Source organism: Methanobacterium veterum, assembly GCF_000745485.1.
Taxonomy (GTDB): Archaea; Methanobacteriota; Methanobacteria; order Methanobacteriales; family Methanobacteriaceae; genus Methanobacterium_D; species Methanobacterium_D veterum.
The window spans coordinates 247193-260578 of sequence record NZ_JQJK01000015.1; the positions used below are offsets into that span (position 1 = coordinate 247193).

General features: G+C 32.6%; 13 protein-coding genes and 1 rRNA gene. 13 read left to right on the forward strand and 1 reads right to left on the reverse strand.

Translation table 11 applies throughout. From position 1 onward, the window contains the following. The first annotated feature begins 2 nt into the window (after positions 1-2). From EJ01_RS08570 to EJ01_RS17280, 5 genes are read left to right on the forward strand one after another with little or no spacing between them, the layout of a single operon-like run. A complete protein-coding gene (locus tag EJ01_RS08570; RefSeq protein WP_048082811.1) occupies positions 3-1787 on the forward strand; it encodes a class I SAM-dependent DNA methyltransferase in 1785 nt (594 codons plus the stop codon). Then, positions 1787-3076: a restriction endonuclease subunit S gene (locus EJ01_RS08575; RefSeq protein WP_052375991.1), complete on the forward strand. Its 1290-nt coding sequence runs from the start codon at positions 1787-1789 to the stop codon at positions 3074-3076. The genes EJ01_RS08570 and EJ01_RS08575 overlap by 1 nt, the downstream gene beginning before the upstream one ends. Before the next feature lie 10 nt (positions 3077-3086). Next, on the forward strand, positions 3087-6119 hold the full coding sequence (locus EJ01_RS08580) for a type I restriction endonuclease subunit R (RefSeq protein ID WP_048082810.1): 3033 nt from the start codon (positions 3087-3089) through the stop codon (positions 6117-6119). Continuing rightward, a complete protein-coding gene (locus EJ01_RS08585; RefSeq protein WP_048082809.1) occupies positions 6109-6693 on the forward strand; it encodes a M48 family metallopeptidase in 585 nt (194 codons plus the stop codon). The genes EJ01_RS08580 and EJ01_RS08585 overlap by 11 nt, the downstream gene beginning before the upstream one ends. Further along, positions 6686-6853, forward strand: coding sequence for a hypothetical protein (locus EJ01_RS17280; protein WP_157197661.1), 168 nt, complete (start codon positions 6686-6688; stop codon positions 6851-6853). Before EJ01_RS08585 ends, EJ01_RS17280 begins: the two co-directional genes overlap by 8 nt. 240 nt (positions 6854-7093) lie before the next feature. On the opposite strand, the gene EJ01_RS08590 is transcribed toward EJ01_RS17280, so the two are convergent. Continuing rightward, positions 7094-8455, reverse strand: a complete 1362-nt coding sequence (locus EJ01_RS08590) for a GmrSD restriction endonuclease domain-containing protein (RefSeq protein WP_048082808.1) — start codon at positions 8453-8455, stop codon at positions 7094-7096. A 254-nt stretch (positions 8456-8709) separates the two neighbouring features. Here EJ01_RS08590 and EJ01_RS08595 point away from each other — a divergent pair, with 254 nt between their 5' ends. From EJ01_RS08595 to EJ01_RS08635, 8 genes are all read left to right on the forward strand, one after another. After that, entirely contained in the window at positions 8710-9114 is a 405-nt protein-coding gene (locus EJ01_RS08595; RefSeq protein WP_048082807.1) for a zinc ribbon domain-containing protein, read from the forward strand. Between the two features lie 349 nt (positions 9115-9463). After that, positions 9464-9739 (forward strand): hypothetical protein, encoded by a 276-nt coding sequence (locus EJ01_RS08600; protein WP_048082806.1) that lies wholly within the window; start codon positions 9464-9466, stop codon positions 9737-9739. Beyond that, on the forward strand, positions 9732-10313 hold the full coding sequence (locus EJ01_RS08605) for a nucleotidyltransferase domain-containing protein (protein WP_048082805.1): 582 nt from the start codon (positions 9732-9734) through the stop codon (positions 10311-10313). Before EJ01_RS08600 ends, EJ01_RS08605 begins: the two co-directional genes overlap by 8 nt. Before the next feature lie 415 nt (positions 10314-10728). Beyond that, on the forward strand, positions 10729-11040 hold the full coding sequence (locus tag EJ01_RS08615) for a HEPN domain-containing protein (RefSeq protein ID WP_245611179.1): 312 nt from the start codon (positions 10729-10731) through the stop codon (positions 11038-11040). Further along, entirely contained in the window at positions 11013-11336 is a 324-nt protein-coding gene (locus EJ01_RS08620; RefSeq protein WP_052375995.1) for a nucleotidyltransferase domain-containing protein, read from the forward strand. Before EJ01_RS08615 ends, EJ01_RS08620 begins: the two co-directional genes overlap by 28 nt. Before the next feature lie 443 nt (positions 11337-11779). Then, positions 11780-12013, forward strand: a complete 234-nt coding sequence (locus EJ01_RS08625) for an AbrB/MazE/SpoVT family DNA-binding domain-containing protein (RefSeq protein WP_048082802.1) — start codon at positions 11780-11782, stop codon at positions 12011-12013. Next, positions 12010-12399 carry a type II toxin-antitoxin system VapC family toxin gene (locus EJ01_RS08630; RefSeq protein WP_048082801.1) on the forward strand — a complete coding sequence of 130 codons (390 nt, stop codon included), beginning with the start codon at positions 12010-12012 and terminating at the stop codon, positions 12397-12399. Before EJ01_RS08625 ends, EJ01_RS08630 begins: the two co-directional genes overlap by 4 nt. 700 nt (positions 12400-13099) lie before the next feature. Then, positions 13100-13386 (forward strand): 16S ribosomal RNA (locus EJ01_RS08635); the annotation flags it as partial.

The window sequence follows — 13386 nt, forward strand, 5'->3', positions numbered from 1 at the left end:
CTATGGCAAATACTATTAAATTACCTAAATGGTTAGAAGATAGACATACAATACTATGGAACACTTTTAAAGATAACGAATTTAAAATGGAAGATGCAATTAATGCCCTTGAAGGAACAGAATCTGGTAAAAAAGGAGTTGATAAAAAGGGTGTTACTGTAGTGATGTCAGAGTTAAGGAAAGCAGGATGGTTAAATGTAAGTTTTGATAAAGAAGACTCCCGTAAAAGAATTTACAACCTTAAAAGTAAAGAACAGATAATCAAAGAGCAGTTAACCCTAAAAGAAGGAAAATTAACTCGAAGTGACATCATAGCAATCCTAAAAAAGGCAGCAGACCTCATTAGAACCCGTGTTGACTACAAATTCATACTAGTCTTACTCTTCCTAAAAGAAATTAGCGATAAATGGGATACTGAATACGAAAGGGCTTATAAAGAGGCAATTGAAGACGGTTTAAATGAGAAAGAAGCTGCTATAGAGGCAAGCGAACCTTCATTCCACGATTTTGATCTACCTGAAGAATACAAATGGGATAATTTAAGAAAAGATGTAGAAAACCTTCCTGAAAACTTTTCCAATGCCTTAAAAACAATTGCTGAGAAAAATACGCAACTCAAAGGGGTTATTGACTCATTTGATTTCGTTGAATTTACTCAAAGCAGAGAAAATGCAGAAATATTAAGGCAATTAGTTGAGCTATTCAGTGAGAAGAAACTCCATAATGTTGACCCAGATATACTTGGAGATGCTTATGAATGGATATTAAGCTATTTTGCACCACAAAAAGCGAAAGAAGGGGAAGTATATACTCCCAGGGAAGTTATCAAACTACTTGTGGAAATATTGGACCCTAAACCTGAAGAAAGCGTTTATGATCCTGCATCTGCGTCTAATGGTATGCTTATAATCTCACATAAACATGTCAAAGATAATTATGGTAAAGATGCAGCTGACAAGTTATTCCTTTATGGTCAAGAAGTGAATCAGAAAACTTTGGCACTTGGAACAATGAATTTGTATATTCACGATATCAAAAATGCCAATGTAGCTCAAGGAGACACTTTGCTATATCCTAAATTCAAAGAGGGCAATGGGGTAAAACAGTTCGATGTTGTCATAGCTAATCCTCCATGGAATTTAGATGGATTTCCAGAGGATACCTTAAAGAAAGGTGATTTCTGGAAACAAAGATACAGTTATGGCTTTGTTGGTAAACAATCTGCGGATTGGGCCTGGATACAACATATGATCGCATCAGCAAAAGACAATACTGGACGTATAGGGATAGTAATTGATAATGGGGCCTTGTTTAGAGGAGGAAAGGAAAAAAAGATACGTACAAGCATAATAAAAGAGGACCTAATAGATTGTGTAATTCTTTTACCAGAAAAACTCTTTTACAATACTGGAGCACCAGGGGCAATTATCGTTCTTAACGAAAGTAAATCAGAAGTCCGGAAGGGAAAAGTTCTATTCATCAACGCTAGTCAAGAATTTGAACAACATCCTGAAGTCAGAAAACTGAAAATTTTAGGTGAAGACAATATAAAAAAAGTAGCAGAAATTTATCGTGAATTTAATGACAATGATGGATTTGCTAAAGTTATAACACTAGAAGAAATCAAAGAGAATGATTATAACCTTAATGTTTCTTTATATGCATTTCCAGAAGATAAAATTGAAGATATTGACATAGCAAAAGAATGGGAAGACTTAAAAAAACTCGAACTTGAGCTTCAGGCTATTGATGAAAAGGTAAGGGGTTACCTAGAGGAGGTGCTCTAATGGAATGTAAGACAACTACTATTGGAGCAATACCTGTTGATTGGGATTTAAAACGAGTTAAAGATATTTTTGATGTTAAGACAGGTACAACACCCTCAACTAAAAAACAGGAATATTGGGAAGATGGAACAATTACTTGGATAACACCAGCGGATATGAGTAAACTGGATGGAATATCAATAAAGGATAGTAACCGTAAAGTTACCAAAAAAGCCTTAAAAGAAAATAATTTAAATTTAATTCCAAAAAAATCAATCATTTTATCTACAAGAGCACCAGTAGGTTATGTTGCACTAAATATTGAAGAAAGTACCTTCAATCAAGGCTGTAAAGGATTAGTTCCTAAAAACCCAGATACTACAGATACTCTATTCTATTCTTATTATCTTTTAAGTAAGAACAATAGACTACAACAGTTAAGCGGAGGTAGTACTTTCAAGGAATTGGCCAAAGATACATTAATGAAATTTGATTTACCTGTTCCTTCAATTCATGAACAACGGAAAATCGCTGAAATACTTTCAGTAACTGACCAGGCAATCCAAAAATCAGATGAAATCATAACCAAAACAGAAAGGTTCAAAAAAGGGATAATGCAAAAGCTTTTAACCAGGGGCATTGGGCATAATGAGTATAAAAGTACTAAAATTGGTGAAATTCCAGTAGATTGGAATTTAGTAAGTTTAATGGAAATTGCAGATAATGAAAGTGATATAGTAGCAGGGCCATTTGGATCTAATCTTAAAGTCAGCGATTATACAAAGGAAGGAGTTCCTATAATAAGACTTCAAAATATAGAAAGAAATCAGTTCGTAAATAAGGACATTAAGTTTACCTCTCAAGAAAAAGCTAAAGAATTGAAATATCATTCTTTTAAAGCTGGAGATATTGTTCTGGCAAAGTTAGGAGATCCAATCGGAAAAACATGCTTAGTGCCTTCTTTTCTGAAAGAAGGATTAATAGTAGCGGATGTGGTGAGAATTAGGCCCTCTTCTAAAAAAGCTAATAAAATCTTCATTGAATATGTGCTTAATTCAGTAGCAGTATCAAATCAATTTAAAATGGAAACTATAGGTAGTACAAGACCTCGTGTGAATCTTTCTCAAGTTAGAAAATTAAAAATACCTTTACCTCGATTGAATGAACAAGAAAAAATTGGCGAAATCCTTTTAAACGTAGATAAAAAGCTCGAATTTGAAAATAAAAGGAAGCTAAAATTTGAAAAAGTGAAAAAAGGGTTAATGAATGACTTTTTAACTGGCCATAAGAGAGTTAAGTTAGATACATAGGAGTGATGTTATGTCTGGCTTTGATGAAGAAATGCTGGAAGATTATGTTATTGAACAATTTGAGAAGGACGGATGGAAATTTGTTAAGTCAGCATTCCTTAATAGAGATACCAACGAGGATATTCTGTTAGAAAGTGATCTGATGCGCGCTATTAAACGCATCAATCACAATAAAGACCTTGATGATGATGAAATAATACAGGCCATCAAAGAGCTTAAACTCAAGCCAAGTACCTCCGAAGGACTTAAACAAGTTCTTAACATGTTAAAATATGGAGTAACCATCGTATCGAAAAGAGGAAGGGAAATAAAGAAAATAAATCTCTTTGATTTCTCTAATATTAAACTTAATGAGTATATTGTTTCCAGACAAGTAATTTACCATGGAAAAGAAGAAATAAGAACTGATGTGATGCTTTATGTTAATGGTATCCCCCTAGCTAATATTGAACTTAAAAATCCGGCAAGTTTCTCAGAAACCTGGTATAATGCCTATTTGCAGATTAAAGGGTATGAAAAAGATGTTCCTGAGCTTTATAAGTATGTACAAATAGGTGTGGCAGCAGAACAAAATGCCTTGTATTTCCCTATTGTTCCTCAGCTTGAAGATGTTAATAAATCAGAATGGAAAGAAGACGATGCAGACCCTGTAAATTCTGTTATTAAAATGTTATCTAAAGAAAGGATATTGGACTTAATACGTAACTACATTTTTATCCGAGAAGAGGCGGGAATGGGAACAAAAGTAATTGCCAGATATATGCAGTACCAGGCATCAGAGAGAATAGTTAACCGTGTTTTAAACCAAATGGAAGGAATAGATGATAAAAAAAATGGTCTCATTTGGCACTGGCAAGGATCAGGTAAGACATTGACTATGATATTTGCAGCCAATAAGCTCTATCACCTTCAAAAACTTGAAAATCCTTCAATATTTTTCATTTTAGATAGATTAGATCTGGAAAATCAATTATACCAAGAATTTACAGCTTTAGATTCAATTCATCCCGAAATTATACATAATATTGATGAATTAAAAAGTTTAATCCTTCACGATGAATACAAAGGTAAAAAGGGGATATTTATTACTATAATGCAAAGATTTAAGCCCGGACAATTAGATAAAGTACAAGAAGATCTTGAAAAACTTGAAGAAATGGATAAGAACACGATATCTTCAAGGGAAAATGTAATTACTTTCATAGATGAAGGCCACAGAACGCAATATGGTACTTTAGCTGGGCAAATGAGGAAAATACTCAAATCAGGGTTTTTCTTTGCATTTACTGGTACTCCTATCGCCAAAAAAGAAAAAGATACTTATAATAAATTTGCATATCCTTCAGATAATGAGGCATATTTGCATCGCTATTTTATCATTGAATCCATAAAAGATGGATTTACTTTGAAGATTGTATATAAGCCAATAGTAGAAAGAGACATTCGTTTAGATAAAAATTCTATAAAAGCATTTTCAGAGGTTGAATTTGACGAATTACCAGAAGAAATCCAAGATGATGTAGAAATTAGGGTTAAAAGTAAGCTCAATGCCATCAATGTGTTCCTAGAAAATCCAAAAAGGATAGAAAAGGTAGCAAAAGATATTGCTGATAATTTTAAAGAAAATTTGGATGGTAAGTTTAAGGCAATGGTCGTTGCAGCCACTAGATCAGCATGTGTACAATATAAACGAGCTTTGGACAAATTCTTACCTCCAGAATATTCTGAAGTGATTATGACGTATCATAAAATAAAAGATCCACAAGCTAATCAAATAATAAAAGAATATGAAGAAGAGTTAAAGACCAAATACAATCGTAAGAATACAGAAGATATTAAAAAAGAAGTTATTGAGAACTTCAAAGAAGAAGATAGTCTTCCAAAAATACTAATAGTAACTGATATGCTTCTTACAGGATTTGACGCTCCAATATTACAGACAATGTATCTGGATAAACCAATTAAAGAACATATGTTGCTCCAGGCGGTTGCAAGAACTAACAGACCTTACAAAGATGTAAAAGAAGCAGGTTACATTGTAGATTATGTTGGAATGATTGATACCGAACTTAAGCATGCTTTAGAAATTTATGGTACAGATGAAATACAAGAAACCTTGTATGATATTGAATCCATGAAAAATGACTTTAATAAATTAATGGATGAAACTCTGGCAATTTTTAAAGGAATACCAAAGAATCAATATGATAGAGAAATCCTTCTTAATGCTATAGAAATTCTAACCACAGATGACGAGAATAGCGATATTTTCATAGAAAACTATCGTAATTTAAGGCGTTTATTTGAGTTCCTGGGCACCGATGCCATTGTATTGGATAGAAGAAATGAATTCAAATGGATATCTGCAATTTATAGTTATTACATGAAAATGGTAACTCGCGATCCATCTATGGATGAAACCGTGCGTAAATACTATGAAAAAACAATTAAATTTCTCCATAAGGCTACAGAATTTGAAGAATTTGAGAAAAATTTACCTGAGATTGAATTTGATGAATGTTACCTAGAAAATCTTAATCAAAGTACTGATAGTGATGAGGAAAGAGCTGCGAATATTGTTTTTGCTTTAAATAAGTTTGTATTAGTTAATAAGGAAAATAATCCAGTATATGAATCTGTAGCTGATAAAGTTGAACGTTTACGGGAAATGTGGAAAACAAGGGGAAAAGATTATAACAAACTTTATCAGGAGGGCGCTGAAATATTTAAGCAAATTCAAACAAGCTTTAAAAGACAGGAAAAGCTCGATTTATCTGATTTAGAGTATTCGATGCTATCAGTTCTGGAAAATAAATTTGGAAAAAATAAAGAGTTAATCCAGGATGTCGAAGACATTGATTCAATTATTGGAGAAGATGCATTTGATGGTTGGGTTGAACAGAGAGCCGTATACAAAAAAATAGAGGGGAATATACGTAGATTCATTCGTAAAAAATATTATAAAAAGTTTAACATGAATATGAATGATCTTGAGGAACTAAACAAGCAGATAATGGAAAAAGTTGAGAAATATGCCGAATAGGTTCAAAATTAAGGATTTGGAAGGCGATTACCAGGTTGTACGTCGTGATATTAAATATCCTCGTTTGGAATTAAAAACAGGTAATTTGATTTTAATAGTACCAAAAAAATATAAACAGCCTCAAAAATTGATAGAAGAACATCAAGAGTGGATATACAATAAATTTTCATTAATTAAAGAGTCAAAGGAAAGGGCAAATAAAAAAAAGCTTAATCATCAGCGAACAGAAGAAAAATTAAGAGAGCTTGTATCTTTATACGTTAAAAAAGATGCAACTAAATTGGGAGCAATGCCAAGCAGCGTACGCTTTCGCAATATGAATTCTAAATGGGGAAGTTGCAGTAACAAGAAAACTCTTACCCTAAACAAACTCCTTAAATATCTGCCTTATGATCTAATTGAATATGTAGTTTATCATGAAATGGTGCATCTTATAGAAAGAAAACATAATAAAAACTTTTGGAAGATAATTTCAGACAAATTCACTGATTACAAACAAAAAGAAGATGATTTAATGGATTATTGGTTTCTTATTAATTCAAATATAAAAAATAGGCGGTTATACAATGAATAAGACTTATTCTGGAATACCTTGTGACATTAAATGTCCTAAATGTGGTAATATGGCTGAAGAAACTGATAAGTCAGTTTCTGATCGTTTATATATTTATCAGGATTATAAATGCACTAAATGTGGAACAGTAACAACTAAAAGATTTAGGAAAATTGGATAATAAACTTTTTAGGTAAAAGTTTATTTACATTATTTTTTTATTTAAATAACTGAACTAACAAAGGCTATTTTGGGTATTGAACGTATTTAATGGTCAAAAACTAATAAAAATTATTCTAAGTTCAAAGTTATATTGATCATTAATATAAAATTATAAAGATTAACTATAGTTTTCAATTAATTAAAATTTTTCTTTAATGAGAAAGACTTGCCTTTTAAAGGGATGGAAAGTAAAGAATAGTTATTCGTTTCTTGACCGGGACCAATTGCAATATCTATGTGTTAATCTGGCATTTTCAGGTACTGTTTCACCTCCTTGCCAATATTGTTCAATATGGTCTAATGCAGCATCATCTATATCTATTATGCGTTGTCCACATATTTCACAAGTTGAATTAGCATCAAAACGTTCTTTTTTGAGTTCATGGGAGAAACATCTTGGTTTTTTGGCTTCAATATCTATTATATTCTCTAAAACATTCCTCCATTTGTCAAAACGTGTTCTAACAGCTTTAATCGTGTTAGTAGATATTTCAATAGAATCTATAAATTCTTGATCATTCGTCATTAAATCTATCCAGGCTTCTCTTATTAAATCCAAATTTTTATAAACTTTATTTTTATCAGCATTTGCAAATGTAAACATTAAAACTTCGTATAATGATTTATTAAACTGTCTACTTTCCCAATTTCCGTTAGGATCTTTTTCATCTCCTCTACGGAATCTTCTGAATGCTTGATCTCCAAATAAGGATCTTATTATGCCGACTGAGTTTTTAAAAGCATTTTTTAATTTTATGGATTCTTCATCCGAAATATTTTGATATATTTCCATTTCTCTATTCAAAAATTGTTTTGCAGGAGGTTTGTAATTGAGATATGTGGCATGATAAAATGCTGCAAACCTTAAAACCAGTTCAATATCTCTCATTCGTCTTTCGGGATTTTTAATTCCTAATATTTCTCTGAAATTTTTGTTTTCCGAAAGTTCTTTTAAAAGGATATTATAAGGCCCTCTATAAATGCAGTTTCTAAGTTCTTGATCATTTAAAGAAATAGCGCCAGTATTCAGTCTCTCAAATATTTCAAATTTTAAGTTTTTATCTGATTCTTTATTAAAGATTATAGTTCTTACGGAATATGAAATGATTTTGTCTTGTATATCTTCGTCTAAATCTGAAAATCGCTTTCCATTGAGTTCTTTAAGCACTTTAAGACCGTTCAATTTAAAATCAGATGTTTTATCTTTTGATTCTTTAAATTCCCCATCAATAAATGAAAAGAATGATGTCAGGCGCTGTTGGCCATCTATTACATAGTTTTCGTTGTTTTCTTCTTCAGATAAATAAATTATAGGTAATGGAATACCTAAAATCGCCGATTCTATTAATCTGCTGGCATTAGATTTATTCCAAATAAAATGACGTTGAAAGTCAGGTTGGAGAATTAATTTACCTTTTTTATACCTTTTATAAAGAGAATCTATCTCAGGATCTTTTTCTTTTGTATAAATTTTTCTTCTTAAGGGTTCAATATCATCTTCTATATTTTCATCATCTGTTTTTTCAAATTCTATCTCATCAAGATTCTCTAATTCATCCATTTTTACCACATTTTAAATTATAATTTACTTATATAAAAATTAAGAAGAATATTTAGTAATTATTCTTTATTATTCAACTTCGCATTAACAACTTCAATCTTATCCTTCCCATGATGTGCATAGGATAAATATTCAATGCATTAATGTTTATATCTATATAAAGTCCATAAACCATAATACTAAGTACTTATTAAACCACTATTCAAATAATCATTTAATTTGAATATCAATTTTTACACTGTGGAGGTTGTATAGTGACAAAAGAATGTTCAAACTGCGGCGCTCAAGTTGCAGAAAATGTTAAGTTTTGTACGCAGTGCGGTGGTAAAATGGGGCCGGAAGTGCTGAAATGCCCGAACTGTTCTGCAGAACTGCCTGAAGGCACTAAGTTTTGCATGGAGTGCGGTACCAAGGTCGAGGCCGAGCCAAGGGCTAAACCTAAAATTGAAAAAGCTCCAGAAGAGGCTGTTTGCCCTAAATGCCGTAAAAAGTTTCCAGCCGGTACTAAATTCTGCAAAGAATGCGGAACACCAATTAGGCCAAAAGTTTCACAGAAAAATAAACCTGAAGATGAGGTAGATAAGCTCATTAAAGAAGCCACAACTGCCGGTAAAGGTCTCCTGAAAGAGGCTGACAGCTTACTTAAAAGGTTCAGGTGAACCCTTTTTTCACTCCTTTTTTTATGTACTATACTAAATACGCTATTGCGCCTGATTTTGGGAAATTACAGAACTAATTTAAGTTTTTTCTAAATTTTTATATCTTGTTTTATTAATAAAACAGATCGCTTCATGAGCATTTCCTGTTTTATTGATATAACAGTTACCTTTATATACTCTTCCTGTTTTATTAATAAATAATGAGAATTGAGAATCACTTTGAGAAAATCAATAGTCTTGAGGGTACTCTTTCTAAACTGGAAAATGCTGAAGATCCTCAAAAATCATAGATTTTTGGGACACCACAATCGAAGATTGTGAATGCCATGAAACTATTGTAGAATTGTGTATGTTAATATCTTCACATTATATAAATGCAGCTCTGCATTATACTGGAAGACTCAGGTCAGATAAGGATATAAAACATAACAAACTTTCAGGTGTTCTTAAAAGGGAAGAATATTTTGATGAAAACAGCATTAAAATATCTGAACTTTTTAGAGAATTGGAAGAGATGAGGCCTAGTCAAGTATATGGCACTGGAAAAAACGGAAATACAGCTAAACTAGCTAAATCAATATATTTGCAGATTAAAGAATTTTGTGGGGAAATTCTAAATGTTTAAGAAAGCTGTGGATTTTTCTAGCAAAATAAATGGTTTTGAGGGAGTTCTCTCAATAATCCTCTTTGGTTCAGTTGCAAGGGGTGAATCGACAGCAGATTCTGATGTTGATATTGCTGTAATTTATTCTAAAAAAAAAGAAGAGATAGTAAGAAAAATTAACAGTATAAAACCTGAAGAATTCCAGTTAATTCACTTAAATATTGATGAATTAAAGGAAGAGCCAACATTAGTGGGAGCTTTATCTGGTGAAGGTATCCTGCTTTACGGCAGACCGGTAGCAGTTTCTCTGGAAGATATGGATTTGAAATCTAAAATGATAATTGCATATGATACTTCTAAACTGGATCAAAATGCAAGAAGTAAATTGAATAGGGCATTGTATGGGGGAAAATCCACATATATGAAAGATAATAAGAAGGAAACCAGGCTTTATAAAGGTATAGCTGAAGATATCCGTGCTGAAAAGATTGGTAAAAGTGTTTTAATCCTCGATAGAAAAAATTATCCTGAAATCACGAAGACACTGAAAAGATTCCAGGCTAAATGGAAGGAAATACCGATTTGGACTTATTGAATGGTTTAAATTATTGGATAGTGGCTGGCTTTTCACAAAGGAGTGAAGCAGACAAAAATCAAAGTTTTTTGGGTCGTGGCAGAAAAATCTTTGATTTTCTGCATTTTTTGATCCACCTTTTTTTGAAAAAAGCCCTCAAAAACTTTGTGTTTTGGGTGCCAAAAAATTCATAGAATTTTTTGAGCGGTGGAAGGGAATACCTGTTTGGACATACCAATTCTATTTTTTGCACCATGAAGTGTTCCATTTTCATGTATCATGAGTCTAGCAGGATCAATTACATTGAAATAAGTGTCATAAACTTTAATACTTTGATGCCCTAAATAATATTAGAGGTTTAAAATGAGAGAAGAAGTTTCTAACCTGGTGGAAACAGGCCCTGAAAGACCTGGAAAGTGCTTCTAAAAATTTTGAAATAAAAGAATATTATGTGGTGGCATTTTTATCTCAGCAGGCCACTGAAAAGGCGCTGAAGGCAATTTATATTCATACAGTTAAAGAATCTCCAGGTCCAACTCATTCGCTGCTTTTTTTGGGAAAAAGTGTTAAAATTCCAGATGAATTTTTTAGCGGACTTCGGAAATTAAGCCCGGATTTTGTTATAACCCTCTACCCTGATGCTGTAAATGAGATTCCTTATGAACTCTATGATGATGAAATAGCGAAAGAACGGTTAAAAATTGCAGAAGGCGTGGTAAAATGGGTCAAGAAGGAGTTAAAGAACTAAACGATTTTTTGCATAACTTAAAAATTAACTTTAGCCCGAATTTAATCCTTCTATTTGGCAGCAGGGCTAGAAATGAATACCTTAAAGAAAGCGACTACGATTTTATCATTGTAAGTGAAAAATTTGAGGGTGTACATTTCCTTAAAAGAATTGAACAGGTTCTTTTATTTTGGACTATCAATCAAGATGTGGACATCCTGCCTTATACTCCTGAAGAATTCGAAAAGAAAAAACATGAAATTGGGATAGTAAAAGAAGCCCTCAAACACGGAGTGGTTGTGGCCTCGAAATCATAGATTTCGAAGGCTTTAAGTGAAGGCATAATTCTGGAGGATGAATTCCCAGAAAGAGCTGCCGTATATTAACAGGGTAATTTAAATGACCTGTATAGGTTGCCAGGTGTTACAGGTTTAAACTGTTCTAATTTTAGTACCATATGTTCTATTATAGAACCATAACTAGATTTGTTTTAAGCGGAAATTGGCTGCGCTGATTATTTACTTAAATTCAGAAAAAACTTCAATTAATCATCTTTTAAAATTTCTAACTTCACTTTTCATTGAGTATGCGATGTGGTACTGTATCATAAATGTATAATATCTAACTTTTTTTCACCATGTTAATTTGATTATACTAATTTCATATATTCCAAAAATACTTTGAAAATCATAAATACTTTGAATGCTATATATTCATTAAGTACACTGTGTACTTTGAAAACTTAAATAGTGGTGATATCATGACTAGTGAAACTAAAATTTCAAAGGGTTTCCAGACAGTGGTTCCATCTGAAATAAGGAAAAAATTTGATGTGGGCCCTGGGGATGTTCTGGAATGGAAACCAACAAAAAAGGGTGCAGAAATAAGGTTCCGTAAGAAAGTGTCCTTTGAAGATATACTTGGCATGATCGATGGGCCTGAAACTGATGCTGTTGAGCTTAAAAAGAAGGTTCAAAGGGGAGAAAAAAATTGATATTCATCGATTCTTCTTTTTTCATTGCATCTATTATTAAAAGGGATCAGTGGCATAATCGAGTTCCTGAAATTTTTCCAGAAATAAAGGGAAATAAAAAAATAACATCTGTTTTAGCACTTTCAGAGGCCGTAACTCTAGCTGGAAGTTTAGGTGGGGGTAAAAAAGGTGCACTGCTTTACAATTATATAATTGATAATCATGAAGTGGTTTATGTGGATAAGGATCTAAGTTTCAAGGCTATGGAAACTTTCCTTCAATATAACGGTAGCCTTTCTTTTGCAGATGTTGTTTCCTTAGAAATTATGCAGCTTGTTGGGGCAGATACTATTGTTTCATTTGATTCTGATTTTGATAAAGTGAAAGGAATCAGAAGAATACATTAACAAGCTTCGTAGTTTCCTGTTAATATTATTGATCTTAAATTTTTAAATTTGCCAGTTTTTCTGTAGTTTAGCTTTCTATAAATCTCATTATCTTAAAGTATACTTGATTTATGCACAAACCAAAGGATATATTCAACATTGCCAGATGCTCTATCATTGACCTCGCAGTAGGCGACGCACTCGCACTAGTTATAGTTTAATTCTTATTTTTATATATCAGGATTCTGCAGTATTGAAGTGTATAAAAATTTAGGAATTCGATTTAATTGTTCTCTTTTTTACCTTAAATTTTGGCTGTCTTGATAGTTTGAAATTCAATTTTGTGCAATAAATTCTAAAAAGTTTGTTAATCTACAGTTTGCGCGTATAGTATGCGTTGGTTTGAAAAGAAATTTTCGGCCGTGACGCTTATAAAGTTACTATGGTTTAAGGCGTCGGTTGGAGTGTGATAATATCACTCTGTGAAGACTGGTTTTTCCGACTGTAGTTATATCATATGAGGACTCAAAAACTTGTTGCAAGAAATTGTAAGATTGTTTGAGTTTGATGTTGGTTTGGTAGATTTGTGGTGATTTTTGGTTGCTACTAGAAATGTACCCCCTTTTCAATTTAAGTTGATAAAGGTTTTTTTTAAGTTTTTACTTAAAATTTATTGTTTACTTCCGAAATGCAAATTCTTCGTTTGTGATTTGAACGTGTAAATCCGTTTGATCCTGGCGGAGGCCACTGCTTTTGGGGTTCGATTAAGCCATGCAAGTCGAACGAATCTTTCGGGATTCGTGGCGAACGGCTCAGTAACACGTGGATAATCTACCCTTAGGACTGGGATAACCCTGGGAAACTGGGGATAATACCGGATAGTTAGGAGTTCCTGGAATGGTCTTCTTTTTAAATGTTCAGGCGCCTAAGGATGGATCTGCGGCAGATTAGGTAGTTGGTGGGGTAATGGCCCACCAAGCCTTTGATCTGTACGGGTTGTGAGAGCAA

What these genes read in the sequence shown, in the direction of transcription:
- EJ01_RS17280 (WP_157197661.1), top strand. Translation starts at nt 6,686, where the DNA reads ATGAATAAGACTTATTCTGGAATACCTTGTGACATTAAATGTCCTAAA.
- EJ01_RS08600 (WP_048082806.1), top strand. Translation starts at nt 9,464, where the DNA reads ATGTTAATATCTTCACATTATATAAATGCAGCTCTGCATTATACTGGA.
- EJ01_RS08580 (WP_048082810.1), top strand. Translation starts at nt 3,087, where the DNA reads ATGTCTGGCTTTGATGAAGAAATGCTGGAAGATTATGTTATTGAACAA.
- EJ01_RS08575 (WP_052375991.1), top strand. Translation starts at nt 1,787, where the DNA reads ATGGAATGTAAGACAACTACTATTGGAGCAATACCTGTTGATTGGGAT.
- EJ01_RS08590 (WP_048082808.1), bottom strand. Translation starts at nt 8,455, where the DNA reads ATGGATGAATTAGAGAATCTTGATGAGATAGAATTTGAAAAAACAGAT.
- EJ01_RS08605 (WP_048082805.1), top strand. Translation starts at nt 9,732, where the DNA reads ATGTTTAAGAAAGCTGTGGATTTTTCTAGCAAAATAAATGGTTTTGAG.
- EJ01_RS08620 (WP_052375995.1), top strand. Translation starts at nt 11,013, where the DNA reads ATGGGTCAAGAAGGAGTTAAAGAACTAAACGATTTTTTGCATAACTTA.
- EJ01_RS08585 (WP_048082809.1), top strand. Translation starts at nt 6,109, where the DNA reads ATGCCGAATAGGTTCAAAATTAAGGATTTGGAAGGCGATTACCAGGTT.
- EJ01_RS08570 (WP_048082811.1), top strand. Translation starts at nt 3, where the DNA reads ATGGCAAATACTATTAAATTACCTAAATGGTTAGAAGATAGACATACA.
- EJ01_RS08625 (WP_048082802.1), top strand. Translation starts at nt 11,780, where the DNA reads ATGACTAGTGAAACTAAAATTTCAAAGGGTTTCCAGACAGTGGTTCCA.